The sequence below is a fragment of the Paenibacillus sp. FSL P2-0322 genome, assembly GCF_037975315.1.
In the GTDB taxonomy this organism is placed as follows: domain Bacteria; phylum Bacillota; class Bacilli; order Paenibacillales; family Paenibacillaceae; genus Paenibacillus; species Paenibacillus polymyxa_B.
This window is the reverse complement of record NZ_CP150243.1, coordinates 4,944,312-4,962,597: the sequence shown is the minus strand read 5'-3', so window position 1 is coordinate 4,962,597 and position 18,286 is coordinate 4,944,312. Positions and strand designations below refer to the sequence as shown.

General features: G+C 43.8%; 15 protein-coding genes. All 15 read left to right on the top strand.

The window, feature by feature from the left end; all coding sequences use genetic code 11:
• The first annotated feature begins 477 nt into the window (after positions 1 to 477).
• Complete coding sequence (locus tag MKY24_RS21960) at positions 478 to 1,917, top strand: 6-phospho-beta-glucosidase (RefSeq protein WP_025723627.1); 1,440 nt, start codon at positions 478 to 480, stop codon at positions 1,915 to 1,917.
• 277 nt (positions 1,918 to 2,194) lie between these two features.
• Positions 2,195 to 3,025: a PRD domain-containing protein gene (locus MKY24_RS21955; RefSeq protein WP_023990227.1), complete on the top strand. Its 831-nt coding sequence runs from the start codon at positions 2,195 to 2,197 to the stop codon at positions 3,023 to 3,025.
• 250 nt (positions 3,026 to 3,275) lie between these two features.
• Positions 3,276 to 5,165, top strand: a complete 1,890-nt coding sequence (locus MKY24_RS21950; protein WP_028541404.1) for a beta-glucoside-specific PTS transporter subunit IIABC — start codon at positions 3,276 to 3,278, stop codon at positions 5,163 to 5,165.
• 219 nt (positions 5,166 to 5,384) lie between these two features.
• A complete protein-coding gene (locus MKY24_RS21945) occupies positions 5,385 to 6,875 on the top strand; it encodes an alanine/glycine:cation symporter family protein (protein WP_023990225.1) in 1,491 nt (496 codons plus the stop codon).
• Between the two features lie 185 nt (positions 6,876 to 7,060).
• A complete protein-coding gene (locus MKY24_RS21940; RefSeq protein ID WP_264454548.1) occupies positions 7,061 to 7,666 on the top strand; it encodes a bifunctional transcriptional activator/DNA repair enzyme AdaA in 606 nt (201 codons plus the stop codon).
• Positions 7,647 to 8,189 (top strand): methylated-DNA--[protein]-cysteine S-methyltransferase, encoded by a 543-nt coding sequence (locus MKY24_RS21935; protein WP_071558275.1) that lies wholly within the window; start codon positions 7,647 to 7,649, stop codon positions 8,187 to 8,189. The genes MKY24_RS21940 and MKY24_RS21935 overlap by 20 nt, the downstream gene beginning before the upstream one ends.
• Positions 8,179 to 8,994, top strand: coding sequence for a radical SAM protein (locus MKY24_RS21930; RefSeq protein WP_160789237.1), 816 nt, complete (start codon positions 8,179 to 8,181; stop codon positions 8,992 to 8,994). Before MKY24_RS21935 ends, MKY24_RS21930 begins: the two co-directional genes overlap by 11 nt.
• 62 nt (positions 8,995 to 9,056) lie before the next feature.
• Positions 9,057 to 9,674, top strand: coding sequence for a DNA-3-methyladenine glycosylase (locus MKY24_RS21925; protein ID WP_075154728.1), 618 nt, complete (start codon positions 9,057 to 9,059; stop codon positions 9,672 to 9,674).
• A 19-nt stretch (positions 9,675 to 9,693) separates the two neighbouring features.
• Positions 9,694 to 10,383, top strand: coding sequence for a DNA alkylation repair protein (locus tag MKY24_RS21920; RefSeq protein WP_339200872.1), 690 nt, complete (start codon positions 9,694 to 9,696; stop codon positions 10,381 to 10,383).
• A 70-nt stretch (positions 10,384 to 10,453) separates the two neighbouring features.
• Positions 10,454 to 12,049 (top strand): response regulator, encoded by a 1,596-nt coding sequence (locus MKY24_RS21915; RefSeq protein ID WP_339200870.1) that lies wholly within the window; start codon positions 10,454 to 10,456, stop codon positions 12,047 to 12,049.
• A 23-nt stretch (positions 12,050 to 12,072) separates the two neighbouring features.
• Positions 12,073 to 13,929 carry a histidine kinase gene (locus MKY24_RS21910; protein ID WP_160789682.1) on the top strand — a complete coding sequence of 619 codons (1,857 nt, stop codon included), beginning with the start codon at positions 12,073 to 12,075 and terminating at the stop codon, positions 13,927 to 13,929.
• A gap of 99 nt (positions 13,930 to 14,028) precedes the next feature.
• Positions 14,029 to 15,393, top strand: coding sequence for a sugar ABC transporter substrate-binding protein (locus MKY24_RS21905; RefSeq protein WP_339200868.1), 1,365 nt, complete (start codon positions 14,029 to 14,031; stop codon positions 15,391 to 15,393).
• Between the two features lie 32 nt (positions 15,394 to 15,425).
• A complete protein-coding gene (locus MKY24_RS21900; protein WP_339200867.1) occupies positions 15,426 to 16,328 on the top strand; it encodes a sugar ABC transporter permease in 903 nt (300 codons plus the stop codon).
• Positions 16,329 to 16,330: 2 nt separating this feature from the next.
• Entirely contained in the window at positions 16,331 to 17,167 is an 837-nt protein-coding gene (locus tag MKY24_RS21895) for a carbohydrate ABC transporter permease (RefSeq protein ID WP_028541414.1), read from the top strand.
• A gap of 83 nt (positions 17,168 to 17,250) precedes the next feature.
• On the top strand, positions 17,251 to 18,183 hold the full coding sequence (locus MKY24_RS21890) for an aldo/keto reductase (protein ID WP_023990214.1): 933 nt from the start codon (positions 17,251 to 17,253) through the stop codon (positions 18,181 to 18,183).
• The last annotated feature ends 103 nt before the right edge of the window (positions 18,184 to 18,286 follow it).

The window sequence follows — 18,286 nt, the reverse complement described above, 5'->3', positions numbered from 1 at the left end:
ACAGTAAAGGACAGCATTGGAGGTTCAAGATAATCAAAAAAATTATACCTCTTGGCTCTATGCAAAGGGATTTTCTAAATTTCTTGCAACAAAATATTTTAAATTAGCGACTGATTAGATCACCGATCTCCGAAAACATGTGCCCTTCCAGACGAAGGCGAACAGCCAGGTATCTTTCGTAAAGTCGTTTATCTGAGGTCTCTTTCATGGTTCTTTTCATTACCCAATAGGCGATTGAAATAATGTTGTTGGTTTGTTAATTGCGTGTTATTATATCAAATGAATTTGACAGGTTCCCAAATCTTTGTTAGAGTTTCAATCAAATACGTATAACCTTTTCATGGGATGTTACCGATAGGGCATAACCTGAATTGGCTTGTTTACACTGCAAGTGTATACAGGCTGGTTTGGGTTTTTTTATATCCATCACCCACCCTCTGGTACCCCTTTTATCACACATTTGGAAGGAGAACGTTTATGTCCAGTTATATTTTTCCTAAAGACTTTTTATGGGGCGGTGCTCTTGCTGCCAATCAGGCCGAGGGTGCTTATTTGGAAGACGGTAAAGGATTGAGTCTGGTGGATTTGCTGCCTACCGGAGAGAAGAGAAGAAACATAATGAAAGGGAATGTTCCTTCACTGACTCCACTTGAAAGCGAATTCTATCCTTCCCACGAAGCCATTGATTTCTATCACCACTATCGCGAGGATATCGCGCTATTTGCAGAAATGGGATTTAAGGCGCTGCGTGTTTCCATTGCCTGGGCTCGTATTTTTCCAACAGGAGAAGACGCTACTCCAAATGAAGCAGGTTTGCAATTCTACGATGACTTGTTCGACGAGTTGCATAAACATGGCATTCAGCCAGTCGTTACCCTCGCTCATTTTGACGTGCCAGTGGATCTGGTCGAGAAATATGGAAGCTGGCGGAGCCGGAAGCTGGTAGGCCTGTTTGAAACCTATGCTAAAACAGTATTCACCCGCTACAAGGATAAAGTGAAATACTGGATGACATTCAACGAGATTAACATGCTTCTCCATTTGCCGTTTCTCGGCGCCGGTCTTGTTTTTCAAGAAGGTGAAAACGTTAAACAGATTCAGTATCAGGCTGCACATCATCAGCTTGTGGCAAGCGCGCTGGCTGTAAAAGCGTGTCACGAGATTATCCCGGATGCCAAGATTGGTTGTATGCTTGCTGCCGGCAGCTTCTATCCGTATACGTGTAATCCCGAAGATGTGTATCAGGGCATGGAAAAAGACCGCGAGTCCTACTTCTTCATTGATGTACAGTCACGCGGCGAATATCCTGGTTATGCGAAGCGCTTCTTCAAGGATCATGGATTAAACATTGAGATGGAATCAGGCGACGCAGCCATTCTGAAAGATCATACCGTTGACTATATCGGATTCAGCTATTATTCAAGCCGGACGACCAGCACAGACCCGGAAATCGTCAAGAACATGACCAGCGGCAATGTGTTTGGCTCTGTGGCCAATCCATATCTGGACAAGTCCGAATGGGGTTGGACGATCGATCCAAAAGGATTCCGCATCACAGCCAACCAATTGCATGATCGTTACCAAAAGCCTCTGTTCGTAGTGGAAAACGGTTTTGGTGCCAATGATGTGGTTTCGCCTGAAGGAGAAGTTAACGACGATTACCGGATCGACTATCTCAAGCGGCATATTGCCGAAATGGGTGAGGCTCTTCAAGACGGAGTCGAAATTATCGGTTACACAAGTTGGGGACCTATTGACATTGTCAGTGCTTCCTCAGGAGAGATGAAAAAACGCTACGGTTATATTTATGTGGACCGCGACAACGAAGGCAACGGTTCGTTGAAACGTATTAAAAAGAAAAGCTTCCATTGGTACAAAAACGTAATTCATTCCGACGGAGAAAATTTGGGCGAATAATCGTACCACAAGAAAATAGGATCGGATGTCCCGGGCCCACGGGAATTTCCGATCTTCGTTTCTTCATTGAAAGCGTTGACAATCGTTCCTCTTCGGGCTATACTTGACGCAATTCCATCATTTTTAGGATTGTTACTGCGTAGCAGGCAAAACCTAAGCCACAAATAAGAAGATGTTACAGTCTTGTTTATTTGGCGTGCTTCGGTTTTTTTTCTGTTTACAATAAAGAGGATGGAGCAAGTGTGGCTCTTGCTGGCATATGGAACGGGGGATCGAGATGAACATAGCAAAGGTCATCAACAACAATGTAATCAGCGTCTACCAGACGGACGGTACCGAACTCGTGGTAATGGGTCGGGGGATTGCTTTTAAGAAAAAGCCTGGAGACAAAGTAGACGAAACCAGAATTCAGAAGGTATTTGCCCTGAAAAACAAGCAGACGTCCGATAACTTTAAAATGTTGTTGCGTGAGGTACCGCTTGATTTGATCGTGATTGTGGAGGAAGTCATTAATGATGCCAAGCATAATCTGAACAGAAAGCTGAACGAAAATATTTATGTTTCGCTGACCGATCATATCAATTTCGCTGTTGAAAGATACCGGGAAGGATTGGAAATCAAAAACGCGTTATTGTGGGAAGTCAAGCAGCTGTATAAAGAAGAATTCGCAATTGGTCTGAAAACGTTGGAGCAAATCAAACAAAGGCTCGGTATTGAACTGCCTGTGGACGAAGCAGCTTATATTGCGATTCACATCGTGAATGCTGAAATGAACGAGGAAGTCATTACGACCATGAGTATCACGAAGTTTATCCAGCAAATTATCAATATTGCAAAATATCACTTTAAGGTCGATTTTGACGAGGACTCTCTGAGCTATTTCCGCTTTATTACGCATCTGAAATTTTTCGCTCAGCGCGTATTTAAGGGAAATCACTACGAAAATAACTATGATCATTTGTATGACATGATTAAGGAAAAGCACAAGGAAGCAGCTGCTTGCACAGAGAAAATTGGTGCTTTTGTGCAAAAAGAATACAACCACGAATTGACTAATGAAGAAAAGCTATATCTGACCGTGCATATTGAACGGGTGGTGAATAGATAAGTCGAACTTTTTCGACTAAAAAGGATCAAAAATATATGATTAAAAGTTTTTGTTGACAAATATGGTAGATTAATTATATTATGATAGTAACAGGAATTTAATAAGTTTTAACTGGGATTGTTACTGGTTATGCAGGCAAAACCTAAGTCATGAAAAATTGCGGGAATAAAGTGCCCACCATTTTTCAAGGCTTAGGTTTTTTGTGTGCCTAAATATGTAAAAAGCCCCTTAGAACATGGAGGTGTCCATCATGAGTAATGAAAAACTGGCTAAGGAAATTGTACACCTGGTAGGTGGCGAAAAAAATGTAATATCGCTCGTTCACTGCGCCACTCGCCTGCGTTTTGTGCTAAAAGATGAGGCAAAAGCAGACAAGGGAAAGCTGGAAAAAACCGATGGAATTATCACGGTAAAGCAAAGCGGTGGTCAGTTCCAGGTTGTAGTCGGCAACAAAGTACCAGAGGTATATAATGCAATCGGCAAAGTATCCAATATTTTGAATGAAACTGGAAAAGAAGATCATTCAGCTAAAGGCAACAAAGGATTTGGCGCCGTAATCGACGTAATTTCCAGCATTTTTGCACCGTTGCTCGGAGTTATGGCGGGGTCCGGTATTCTGAAAGGTCTGCTGCTGATTGCGAGCAACCTCGGCTGGTTGCTACCGAAAGACACTACCTATATGATTTTGTATGCTGCGGCCGACAGCTTGTTTTATTTCCTCCCTCTCTTGTTAGCGGTTACAACGGCACGGAAATTTGGAGGTAATATCTTCGTTGCCCTGACCATTGCCGGAGGGTTGCTTTACCCGACCATTGTCACGCTAAAAACGGAAGGTACACCTACGGACTTTTTCGGTATTCCTATTGTTATGATGAGTTATTCATCTACCGTTATTCCGATCATTTTAGCCGTCATCGTCATGAGTAAGCTGGAAAAATGGTGCAATCGAGTGATCCACGAGAGCGTTAAAAACTTTATTACACCTTTGATTCTACTTGTAATTATGCTTCCTCTGACCCTGATGGTCTTTGGTCCAGTCGGGGTGTATGTGGGCAACGCAATCGCTACCGCACTCGTTGCTGCGTTCAGCTTTAGTCCGTTGCTGGCTGGAGCAATCCTTGGTGCTTGCTGGCAGCTGCTCGTTATTTTTGGTGTTCACTGGGGGCTTATACCTGTATTTATTAATAACATTGCTGTCAACGGCCGGGATGGCATTAAGCCCGCTGCTTCGGCTTCCGTCTTTGCTCAAACCGGCGCAGCGTTCGGTGTTATGCTGAAAACGAAAAATAAAAAGCTGAAAACGCTGGCGGGTTCCGCTACACTTACCGCTTTATTCGGCATCACGGAGCCAGCAGTTTATGGGGTTACGTTGCCACTGAAACGTCCGTTTATTGCAGGTATTATCGGCGGCGCCGCCGGTGGTGCCATTATCGGTCAAGCGGGAACGCAAGCATTTGCCTCTGGCGCACCTGGGTTGCTGACCTTGCCGATCTTTTACGGCCCTGGTGGACAAGGATTCCCGGGATTGATTTTAGGGATTACCGTTTCATTCCTGGTGTCGGCCATCTTGACTTATATTTTAGGATTTGAGGACCCGGTCGAAGCGGAAGAAACCACCGACAATTCGGCTAATGAATCAACCTCACCAACCGATGTTTCCAATGAAGAGGTACTTAGCCCGATTGAAGGAACTGTGGTAGCTCTAACAGAAGTTCCAGATCCTGCATTTGCTTCAGAGGCTATGGGCAAAGGTATCGCCATCCAACCGACAACGGGCAGAGTCGTGGCCCCTTTCGATGGAACCATCACTGTGGCGTTCAAGAAAAAACATGCGCTTGCGATTGTTTCACCCCATGGCGCAGAAGTTTTGATTCATGTTGGAGTAGATACAGTCAAGCTGGACGGTAAATATTTTACTTCCCATATCAAAGAAGGCGACGAGGTAAAAGCTGGGGATCTACTGCTTGAGTTTGATGTTGAGCAAATCAGGGCAGAGGGTTATCCTACGATTACGCCAGTTATCATTACAAACTCTTCCCAATATGTCGAGATCCTTCCAATCGCTCAAGGAGAGGTAACGGAGCAGTCCCCACTGTTGAAATTGTCTAGTGCTTCAAATGAGAAAGAGGGCATCGCCTGATGTCTTAAGAATAAAGCTCTGATGGTCCACATTCCCGGATCATCAGAGCTTTTTTGTCGTCATTTTATGTAGCCGGTAAGCTCACTTGTAATTGACAATATGTCAATTAAATTAACTTGTATGGGGGTAAAAACTAATCTATAATTTTTTGTAATTATGCAAATTTTCTGAAAACATAGACTAGAAAATCAATTGATTGATCAGGGGGAAATACAAGGAATGTTAGAGCAGTGGGCAGAGGCAGTAAACGGCGTCATTTGGAGCAATCCTGTGGTATATGTCTGTTTGGGCGTGGGACTATTATTTTCGATCATGACTCGATTCCTACAAATCAGGCATTTCAGAGAGATGATCCGTCTAGTATTTAAAGGGAAAAGTTCAGAGGCAGGTGTATCCTCTTTTCAGGCCTTTACGATGGCGCTATCGGGGCGTGTAGGGACGGGAAATATTGCTGGGATTGCATTGGCAGTCGGTATGGGTGGACCCGGGGCGATATTTTGGATGTGGGTCATGGCTTTTATCGGATCGGCTACTGCGTTTGTTGAATCCACACTGGCTCAGGTATATAAGGTAAAGCGCGATGGTCAGTACCGAGGCGGCCCGGCCTTTTATATTGAAAAAGGGACAGGCTTTAAATGGTTTGCCGTCATTTTTGCGGTTGCTGCGTTGGTAGCGATGTGTTTACTGATGCCGGGAACTCAATCGAACTCTATTGCCGTAGCTTTTCATAGCTCGTTTGGCATGGATATGAAGGTTTCCGGGATAGTAGTAGTCGTGTTGCTGGCGCTTATCATTTTTGGAGGTGTAAAAAGGATTGCCAATGTGGCTCAGGTTGTCATACCGTTTATGGCACTTGGCTACATCCTTGTCTCTTTTTATATTATGATGACGAATATTACTGCGCTTCCCGATGTATTTTCGCTGATTTTTCGCAGTGCCTTTGGCGTGGATTCTGTGTTCGGCGGTATGGCAGGGACGGCGATTGCCTGGGGCGTAAAACGGGGCATTTACTCCAACGAAGCCGGGCAAGGCTCAGGTGCGCATCCGGCAGCAGCCGCGGAAGTGTCTCATCCCGCAAAACAGGGGCTAGTTCAGGCATTTTCCGTGTATGTGGATACCTTTTTAGTCTGTACGTCTACGGCTTTTATGGTCTTATTCACAGGTATGTACAACGTGAAGGGACCTGGTGGCGATTTTATTGTACAGCATCTCCCGGGTGTTGAAGAGGGAACCCAATATACACAGGCTGCTATTGAATCAGTATTTCCCGGTTTTGGATCGAGTCTGCTGTCCATTACCTTGTTCTTTTTCGCATTTACGACCATTATCGCCTATTATTACATCGCAGAAACGAATATGGCCTACCTGGTTGCCGACCGTAAAGCCAAATGGCCCATGTTCGTTCTAAAGCTGGTTATCCTGGGTTCGACGTTCTATGGAACGGTCGTCAAGGAATCGGCGTTGGCGTGGACACTGGGGGATATGGGGGTCGGTATTATGCTCTGGGTGAATCTGATTGCTATGATTCTGTTAGCCAAGCCTGCTCTTCTTGTGCTTAAGGATTACGAACAGCAGCAGAGGCAAGGGCTGGACCCGGTGTTTGACCCGGAGAAGGCAGGTATTTCAAATGCCGAGTATTGGTCAAAGGAATATCAGCCTCCTTCAGATGAGTTGACGATTACCGCCAAACCGAGCAAGCTGCAAGCCTAAATAAGATAGATAAGTAAGATCAAAGGTGGCTCCGCGGGGAGTCATCTTTTTTTCGTTATCTTGCCTTTACATTCCAAGAGGGGTACATATGTTCACTATTTAGTCTATAATTTAGACAGACGGATTTAGAAAAATTCTGCCATAGATATGTGGGGAGGCCACATTGCACAAGAGAGGTGATTTGAATGAGCACATCCGATTTATCCATAACTGACGACAAGTGGAGAGCTATTGTAGAAAACGACAAGTCATATGATGGGGTATTTTTGTACGCTGTGAAGACAACGGGAATATTTTGTCGCCCCTCCTGCAAATCCAGACCTCCCAAAAGAGAGAACATCCGTATATTTAAAACAGCAGAGCAGGCATTGGCTCAGCATTTTCGTCCATGCAAAAGATGTAAACCGACAGGACAACGATTGCCTGATCATGAATGGATCGCACTGGTTACAGAATACGTGAATTCTAACTATATGAAGGACTTAACATTGCACATCCTGGCTGAGATAAGTCATGGAAGTCCGTATCATTTACATCGTACCTTCAAGCGGATCATGCATCTAACTCCGATGGAATATATACAGCAGACCAGGTTGGAACAAGCGAAGAAGCTGCTCATTTGCTCAGATATATCTGTTGCGGAAGTGGGGGAGAATGTAGGTCTGTCCAATGCACCGTACTTTATTACGTTATTTAAAAAGAATACAGGCTACACCCCATTGCAATATCGCCAACTCAAATCGAAAGCAACACAAAATGGAGGTACACAGCATGGCACAGCAAATAAATAAAACGATCTATTGGTCATTGTTGACACATGAGGAGTGGAATTTATATATTGCAGCTACATCGGAAGGACTATGTTATGTAGGTTCGCCCAATCAACCTGTAGAGGAATTGTTTTCATGGGCGGGAAGGCGATTTCCCGGCAGTCCTTTAGTTGAAGAGGATGCTGCTTTACAGCCCTATGCCAAGGAGCTGATTGAATATCTCCAAGGGGAGCGGACCCAATTTACATTGCCCTTTGACTTTCATGGGACTGCGTTCCAGATGGCGGTTTGGAATGCGTTGTGTGATATTCCGTATGGGGAAACAGTATCCTATTCAGACATTGCCAACGCTATTCAAAAGCCAGCCTCTGTTCGTGCGGTGGGGGCTGCCATCGGTGCTAATCCGATTTTGGTCACCGTCCCTTGTCATCGGGTTATTGGTAAAAATGGAGCTATGACCGGATATCGGGGTGGGTTGGACATGAAGGTGAAGCTTTTGCAGCTCGAAAAGGAAAGTGTGGCATCGGTTCAGTATGAAAAATGAGTATTACAAATCCCCCAAGACTCTTTTGAATAAAGGGACAGGTTTTTTGTCAGGGTATACACACTCGTTGAACCCGTATACAGGTTGTACCTTTGGTTGCTCGTATTGCTATGTACGCCAATTGCCAGTCTCCACATTTCGGAAGGAAGCTTGGGGGACATGGGTTGATATTAAAAATCAGGCGGCAGATATTCTTCGTAAGGAGCTTCGCAGAGCCAAATCGAAAGGTAAAGTCACGATTTTTATGTCGTCAAGCACAGATCCTTATCAGCCTGCCGAGTACAAGGAAGAGGTGACCCGGTCTCTGCTGGAGGTGATGGTGGAGGATCCACCTGATTTTCTCTTTTTACAGACGCGCAGTCCACTGGTACGGCGGGATACCGATTTACTGCTTCGATTGGGGGATCGTGTTCGTGTGAGTATGACTGTAGAAACAGATCGAGAAGATATACGCAAACATTTTACCCCGGAAGCTCCTCCCATCCAGGCTCGTCTCCAAACGCTGCATCTCTTAAAGGAGGCAGGTGTACCAACCCAAGCTACGATTGCTCCGATGCTTCCAAGCAGTGAACATTTTGCAGACAAGCTTTTGCCTCTGGTCAACCGTGTCTGTATTGATGATTATTTTATGGGAGACGGCAGTGGGGGAAGACGAACGCGTAGCTTAAAAATTGGTGCGTTGTACGAGTCATTGGGGCTGGAAGAATGGTATCATCCTGCTGCCTATAAGGCGGTTTATGAACGTTTTCTCCATGTTTTCCCGAAAGAGCAGCTCTATGTGAGCAAAGAAGGATTTGAACCCTGATGTAAAAGCAGTCCATGCCATTGAATCAAGAGTGAGCATATAAGGGGGCAGCGGGAGAACGAATGCAAACCGTAATGACCAAAAACTTTGATTATGGAGAAAAGGAAATCAATTATCTAAAAAACGTAGACACCGTACTTGGTGCAGCGATGACGCAAATGGGCAAGGTAGAACGGATCATCATTCCCGACCTGTTCGCGGCGCTCGTTCATGCGATTGTGGGACAGCTTATATCGGCCAAGGCGGTTCAAACCATATGGGCAAGGATGCAGGAGAAGTTAGGGGGGATTACTCCACAAAATATAGCCGTTCAGACGGCTTTAGAAATTCAAAGCTGTGGCATCACCATGAAAAAGGCCACATGTATTCTAAATATAGCCCAAACGATCGAGCAGGGCCTGTTGGATTTACAGGAATTATATGAGCTTTCCGATGCACAGGTGATCCAGAAATTGTCCTCGCTGCAAGGGATAGGACCTTGGACGGCTGAAATGATGCTGATTAATTGTATGGAGCGTCCAGATGTCGTCAGTTGGGGCGATATGGCTATTCGACGGGGAATGATGAAGTTGTACCATCTAGATACATTGACCAAGCAGCAATTTGAGGAGTACCGCCGAGTTTATTCGCCTTATGGTTCGGTGGCCTCTATTTATTTGTGGAGTATTTCATTTCGTTAAGAATCAGGGAGTGGAAACGATGGAGAAAACAATCAGAGAACAGATACTGTCATACGTGGATGCAGATTTTCAGAAATTTACGGCTGCATTGCTTCCGACGATTAATAATGTGCTGGGTGTACGTCTGCCAGTGCTGCGTAAGCTAGCTCAAAATATTGCCAAAGGAGATTGGCGTCTCTACCTGGAGACCGCTGAAAGTGAACACTTCGAAGAAATAATGCTGCAAGGTATGGTGATTGGTTCTGTAAAAACAGATATAGAGGAAGTTTTGAGTTATACCGCCAAGTTTGTTCCTAAAATTGATAATTGGTCCGTATGTGACAGCTTCTGTGCCGGATTGAAAATCACGAAACATCATAAAGAACGGGTATGGGAGTTTATTCAGCCCTATCTATTCTCCAAGAAAGAATATGAAATTCGGTTTGGTGTGGTTATGCTTCTAAATTTTTATATTGAGGAACAGTATATGAACCGGGTATTTACTTTACTGGATCAGACCCATCGTGAGGATTATTATGTACAAATGGCAGTAGCATGGGCGATATCGATCTGTTATATCAAGCTGCCCGAGGTAACAATGGCGTATTTAAGTCATAATACATTGGATGATTTTACCTTCAACAAAGCACTGCAAAAAATCACGGAATCATATCGGGTGGATCAGGCAACGAAAACGACTATCCGCGGTATGAAGCGAAAAAGAAAATAGGATCGGCTCCCACCTGTAAGTGTTATACTGAAAAAAAATGCGTGTATGAAAACGAACAGGAGGGGAGTCAGTGAATTCGATCCCGCTGGGAGTACTTGTTGTGGATGATGAAACTAGACAGCGTCGAGGTTTGGCTGCCATGGTCAGGGATCTACGTCCCGAATACGAGGTATGGGAAGCCAAGAACGGGAAAGATGCTCTGACCATTTCGTTATCCAAACCGATCCAAATCGTTTTTACAGATATTCAAATGCCGATCATGAATGGACTTGAATATCTTCAACAATTGAGAACATCCGGTCAGCATGAGACCAAAGTTATTTTAGTGACAGTCTACCAGGAATTTAGCTATGCACAGCAGGCGGTGAGGTACGGGGCGAATGATTATTTGGTGAAACCAGTGCAATCGCAGCAGCTCATTGAAGTGATTCAACACATGGAGAAGATCATTGTAGAGGAACAAGAAGCACTGATTGGGAATCAAACAGCGTTGAATCAGATTGAGCAGAGTATGCCTGCATTTGTGGAGCATTTGTTTAGCAGATGCGTGACAGACAAATTACAGCCTAATGAGAAAATCCTATTAAAGAGTCACTTTGGATGGCATGGGGTAGGAGAAGTTCTCGCGTTGGGAGCATCGGCAGCCCACCCGGATGATATACATATGTGGGATTCTCAGCTCCGTAATACGGTTGTTGAAATATTGCGACCTTGGGCGTCTTCTGTCGTGTTTCCACTCGAATCCCGTAAAGACCATGTGGTTGCAGTAGTGAATTGGAAGGATAGGGCTGAAAGCAAGGAGGCCAAAAGCGCCCTTCAAGCTGGGCTGAAAAAGTTGGAGCAACAGCAAGCGATTTCAATCTGGTTTGCTTGGGGTCAGTCTTTTGATTTTGATGAAATGCAAATAAACCAATCTCACGAAAAGGCCGTTGGCCTGATCTCCATGCGTTTTTATACACCTCACATCAGATGTTTGAACCTTGTCGTTTCAGATGATGAGCAGCCAGTACAGGAAATGAGCGCACACGAACAAATGGCCTTTTTTAAATTTATTGAAAGCGCTATCTCTAATGGAGAGCCCGATCAGCTATTGGGTCGGGTGCAAAATTTCATTGGACAAATGACACAAGGGTATCCTGCACCTGAAGCGCTTAAAGCTAAATTGGTACACCTTCTGTTGGTTAGTTTACAACGGTTAAATATAGGGTGGAGTGAGGAAGTCTACTCACGTTTCTCGGAACGTTTGAACAAAGCTGTCGAAGAGGCCACCTGTCTTCGGAATCTTGAGGATGGTGTTGCAACATGGTTAAAAGAGCTGATTCTTGAGCTTCATAGCGGCTCCAAAGGCGAACCCATTATGAACAAGTGCAAGGAATTTCTAGATGCACATCTACATGAAGACCTAAGTCTGGAGATCGTGGCCCGGCGCTTCCACTATAATGCGTCCTATTTTAGCATTCTGTTCAAAAATTATTTTGGGCTCTCGTTCACGGAATATATGGTGAAGCTCAGAATGCAAAAGGCTCAGCACTTACTGCTGCATACAGACGCCAAGGTCGCAGAAATTAGTAGACAGGTTGGTTATAAAGATATCAAATACTTTTTTAAAGTGTTCAAAAAAAACGTAATGCACACGCCGGAAGAATTTCGTAGGAAATTCAACTGATTGTTAGGTGAAAGGATGATACGATGCGCCAAGTTAAATATATGTATCAAAAATTTTTGGACAGTAGCTTTCGTACGAAATTGATGCTGTCCTATTTTTTGTTGTCTGGTTTTATCGTTTTGATCCTAGGTTTCGTTTACTTTGAAACGAGCGCACGGAATATTACTACAAATGTAACAGATAGCGTTACAAGCGTTCTGCGTAGTAATAACCAGCTGCTGGATAACAAGCTGACAGCTATTCAAAAAACCGTAGATATGATTCCGATCGACCATGATCTTCTTCAGACCATTATGAACGTGGATACTACGGATTCTTCATCGCTGTTACGAGCTGATCGCAGCATTACAAAAATTTTGTACAGATACTTTGGCAATATGGAGGAAGTGTATGCTTCCCAAATTATGACGCAAAATTATGCATATGGAAGCACTGATCGGATGTATATTCCCGTTCAGCCGTTCTATTCTTCTCCGTTGGCAACAACGGCGGTGGAAGCAGAAGGGGCTACCAAATGGATTCCCGCTTATTCGTATGCCGATACATTCCATCAGCAGGATTTAAAACGAGGCTCCTATGAGTTTAGTTCTTTATTTGCTGTGGTAAAGCAGCTCCATTTGACTGCATTAGATGATGCAGGAACCTTTCATACGCTTCCGGAGGGAAAGGAAAAACCTATACTTATATTGAATTTTCGTCCTGACTTGTTAAAAGGGGGCTTTGAAGATTATGCAGCCCGCAGCGGATTTGCACATCTATCCTATGGCATGATTCATGATAAAAATGGGATGGTCATGAGTTCGAATGGACAGCAACAAGTGGGGGAGCCCGTGGCGGATTGGCTTAAGGATGCCATTACTTCGGAACAAGGGATGAAAATGGTAAACGTTAAAGGTCAAAGCATATTACTGGTTTACGAAGCGATGAAGACGACGGGCTGGGTATCTTATATAGCCATTCCCATGGAAGATGTATTGGGACATCTGTCAACGATTCGCACCTACACGGTGTTTTTTTTAGGTTTTATGATGCTCGTTGCTGTTATTCTTGCATATTTACTGTCTGTTTATATCAGTAAGCCCATCACGGATATGAAACAGGCGATGAAAGTAATGGAGAAGGGACATTTTGATATTCGAATTCCTGTACGTGGCTATGATGAATTGGGAGACCTGGTGATTCGGTTTAATCAAATGAATGAAAAAATTAAAGATTTAATCGAGGAAAATTACAAGTCACGTCTACGAGCCAAAGAGTCGGAGTTAATGGCACTTAATTTACAGCTGAATCCCCATTTTTTGTATAACACCTTAACGACCATGTATTGGATCGCGTTAGAACATAAACAGCACGAGCTGGGCCAATTGATCATTAGTCTGGCGGAAATGCTGCAAATTACTACTCGAAATAAAAACGATACATGGAGTTTGGAAACCGATCTGAATTGGCTGGAAAAATACATTTATATTATGCAGAATCGCTTTGAGGACAAGTTCACGGTGGAATATGATATTGATCCCATTTTGCTTCAGATGGAAGTTCCCAAACTTTTCTTGCAGCCTTTTGTAGAGAATTCAATTATTCACGGCTTCGCCGAAATGGAATCAGGGGGTCTGATTAGGATCACAGCCTGGATCGAGAAGCAATTGGTGTGTTTTAAAGTGGAGGATAATGGATTAGGAATTCAAGAAGATCATATACGCCGAATTCAAGCTGGAGAAATCAGATCAACGGGCATTAAAAATGTAGACAGAAGAGTACGGCTATTATATGGAATGGATTATGGCGTTACGCTCCACTCGCCAGCAGGTAAAGGGACATTCGTCCTGATTCGCATCGGAGAAATTCATAGATCTAATCAAATGACACCAATCCAATGAGAGTACGACTTTTAAAAATGTAAGCGTTTGCTAAAATGAGTTTAGTGACGAAGCAACAAACGAAAAGATAAAAAAATAAACGGTTTGGGGGCGTTACTCTTGTTAAAACGAAAATTATGGATCGTCTGCATGTGCTTGATCGTTGGGCTTATGTCAGCCTGTAGTTCAAATGAGAGCAGCAGCAAACCAGTTGATTTCCAGGGTCACGAGCAAGTGACTCTGACCTATGCCAGTTGGGGTAGCACCAATGAAAAGAAGGTTCAGCAGGAAATCGCTAAAAAATTTACAGAGAAATATCCGTGGATCAAAATTAACTATATGCATATCCCCGGGGATTACGTAACCAAATTAACGACGATGTTTGCCGCCAATCAGGCACCCGATGTATTTCCCATTTATAAAGCACAGGCTCTGCAATGGGCTGAACAAGGCAAACTATATAATTTAAATGAATTTTTGAAGGAGGATAAGGAGCTAACGAAGGAAAGTCTTATTCCTAATTCAGTCATCTATTGGGATAAGGACAAAGTGGCTGGGATCAAGGTAACTGAGGAAGCTTTCGCGCTTTATTACAATAAAGATTTGTTTGATGAGGCTGGTGTTGCTTTGCCGCCAGTAAAGGCTGAGGAGGCTTGGACATGGGAGCAGTTTTTAGAGACAGCACAAAAGCTGACCATTGATAAAGCGGGAAATAATGCGCTCAGTCCCAATTTCGATGCAAGTAACATTAAACAGTATGGAGTTCGGTTTGATACATGGATGTGGCATTTGCTTGTGCCTTCCAATAACGCAAGTGTCATTTCAGACAAAGGGGACTCGCTTAATCTTGAGAGCCCTGATGTGATTGAAGCTGTTCAGAAAATGGCTGATCTGATCAACGTTTATCATGTGGCACCGTCGCCAACGCAGTCCAAAAATATACCTTCCCCGGCCGTAGCACTACAAAGTAAGCGTGTAGCGATGGATTTGGATGGACAGTGGGTTCAATTGGATCTTGGAGAATCGAAGGTGAATTTTGGTGTAGGCGTGTTACCCAAGCTGAAGAGCAGCAAAACGATCCTGTTTGGCGAACCGGAAGTGATTTCTGCCAAAACCAAACATCCTAAAGAAGCATGGATGTTTTATAAATTCTTGCTGGATGCTGAAAGCGGACTTGACATGCATTCCAGCGGATTGTGGATGCCTGTCATGAAAAAGTGGTACACCGAACCAGACTTGATTAGCAAATGGGCCGATGTCAAACCAGGTCATGCCGATGGTTACCGTGATGCTGTCATGAACCAAACGCTGCATAACGGTGTCAATTCTTACGACTATTATCTGAAAAACTCGGAAAAAATCAATGCTATCATTAACCCGGCGCTGGATCAGGTATGGCTGGGCAAGAAAACGGTGGAGCAAGCATTCAAGGAGGTTTCCGCAAAGGCTAACGCGGAATTTAAAGGGACGTATCCAAAAGAATAGGGTGAGTGTTTTGACAGAAAGAGAGGGATAGAATGCAATCATTATCTTCTATTCGTAAGAAGGAAAATTGGTTGGGGTGGCTTTTTGCCGCCCCTGCTATTCTCGGCTTTGTCATTTTTGTTCTGGGACCGATGATCGCTAGTCTCTGGTTCAGTCTTACCGATTACAAGGTTGCTTCACAGGCCCATTTTATCGGTCTGGATAATTACGTTCACTTATTTGACGGTACGGATCAATTTTTTTATAAATCACTCGGGGTTACGTTTTATTATGTGTTCCTGAGTGTGCCCTTGCAAATTATTGTAGCTTTCTTTTTGGCGATATTGCTTAATCAAAAGGTAAAAGGTCTGGCTTTTTTCAGAACTGTTTTCTATCTCCCTACCATTGTGCCACTCATAGCATCGTCTATGATCTGGATGTGGCTGTTTGATCCGGATCTTGGTTTGCTAAATGTGGTATTGCGTGCGCTGCATTTGCCTGAAAGTCAGTGGATCTATAGCGAAGGGTCGGTAGTTCCTACTCTGGTTTTAATGAGTTTGTGGACCGTTGGAGGAACCATGATTATTTTTCTGGCAGGCTTGCAAGATATCCCTAGACATTATTATGAAGCCATTGAAATTGACGGTGGAAACGCTCTTCATAAGCTTATGTATATTACAATTCCATTGACATCGCCCACTATTTTTTTTAATACGATTATGGGCTTCATCGGTGGGTTTCAAGTGTTTGTTCAACCTTACGTCATGACTCAGGGTGGACCCAATAACTCCAGCTTGTTTTATACCTTTTATTTGTTCCGCGAGGCATTTACTTTTTCGAATATGGGTTATGCCTGTGCTATTGCTTGGGTGCTCTTTATTGTCGTTTTGGTATTCACTGCCTTTCTGTTCAAGACGGCCCGAAAATGGGTGTATTACGAAGGCAGGGGGGCATGAACATGAAAAAACGCGGTTGGAGTTGGAGCAGGGTTTTGCTCTACGCAGTTCTCATAGTGGGCTCACTGTTTTGTATGTTTCCTTTTTACTGGCTGGTGCGAAGCTCCATGATGGATTTAAGTCAGATTTTTTTGATCCCGCCGAAATGGATTCCAGAGCCTTTTGTATTCGAGAATTTTTTACAGCCGTTTGAAGAGTTATCCTTTGGGCGCTATTTTGTGAATACATTTATCGTCGTTGCGGGTACTTTGGCGGGTGTACTTCTGTCGAGTACCATTTCTGCCTATAGCTTTGCGCGAATGAGATGGAAGGGAAGAGATAAGGTATTTGCCTTGTTATTAAGCAGCATGATGCTGCCGTTTGCAGTCACGCTGATTCCGTCATTTATTGGTTGGCAGGCATTAGGCATGGTTAATTCGTACGTTCCATTGGTATTACCTTCGTTTTTTGGTGGAGGCGTTTTTAATATTTTTTTGCTAAGACAATTCTACATGACGCTACCGCGAGAACTGGATGAAGCTGTATTTGTGGATGGAGGCAATCATTTTACGATTTTCACCCGTATTATTTTGCCATTGTCGAGGTCGGCGATTTTGGTCATTGGATTGTTTACGTTTTTGAATACATGGAATGATTTTATGGGGCCGCTGGTTTACCTTAATGATGAGAGCAAATTTACGTTGGCGATTGGGCTGCAGCAATTTCAGGGAATATATTCGGCTCAATGGGGCGTTTTGATGGCCGCATCTTTAATTGTAGTCTTGCCTGCTATTATTCTGTTTGCCATAGGACAGAAGTATTTTATGGAAGGGATTGCTTTGACGGGGATTAAAGGATGAGAACAACTGCCAGGTACGCACTTTGATTTTTTTGGAATTTAATATTAAAATGGAAGTAACTTTCGAAAAGGAGATGACGTGAATTGGCAGAGCAAGTGCGTATTGGCAAAACAGATCTATATGTAAAACCAATCGGTTTGGGTGCAAATAAGGTGGGAGGACATAATCTCTTTTCCGGTTTGAATGATGAAACGGGTAAAGAAGTTGTTCGCACAGCTTTGGACAACGGCATCAATTTTCTGGATACGGCTTTTATTTATGGACCTGAGCACTCGGAACGGTTGATTGGTGAGGTATTGAAAGAGCGTGGTCAGCGTGATAAAGCTGTTATTGCCACGAAGGGTGCACACAAATTTGTGAACGGAGAGGTCGTTTTTGACAACTCGCCTGCTTTTTTACGTGAATCCGTTGAATCCAGCCTGAAAAGATTGCAGACCGATTATATCGATCTGTTTTATATCCATTTCCCGGACGAAGCAACGCCGAAGGCAGAAGCGGTCGGAGAACTGAAGAAGCTTAAGGACGAAGGCAAAATCAAGGCTATTGGCGTATCTAACTTTTCCATTGAACAACTTAAGGATGCGAATAGCGACGGTTATGTAGATGTGCTCCAATCCCAATATAATTTGTTTCAACGGGAAGCTGAGAAGGATCTGCTGCCTTATACCAAGGAAAATGGCATTTCGTTTGTGCCTTATTTCCCGCTAGCCTCAGGATTGCTGGGTGGTAAGTATACGAAAGACATGACCTTCACGGACATCAGAGCAAAAAATCCACTGTTTCAGGGAGATGCATTTGCTCGTAATTTGGACAAAGTGGAGCAGGTAAGGGAGATTGCCAATGCGTTGAATGCAGAGGTTGCTCATGTTGTGCTCGCATGGTATTTGACCCGCGATTCGATTGATGCCCTCATTCCAGGGGCGAAGGGGCCGGAGCAGGTGCTGGCGAATCTGAAGACGCTAAATGTCCAATTGAGTCAGGCTGATATCGAAAAGATTGACCACATTTTCAAATAATAAGTGCACCTGAAATTTGCAATTGTATATGTATTCCATCTAGAGAAGCTGCCGGACGGGCGGCTTCTTTTTCGTCCCTCCCTTGCATATCCTTGTAGGGTAA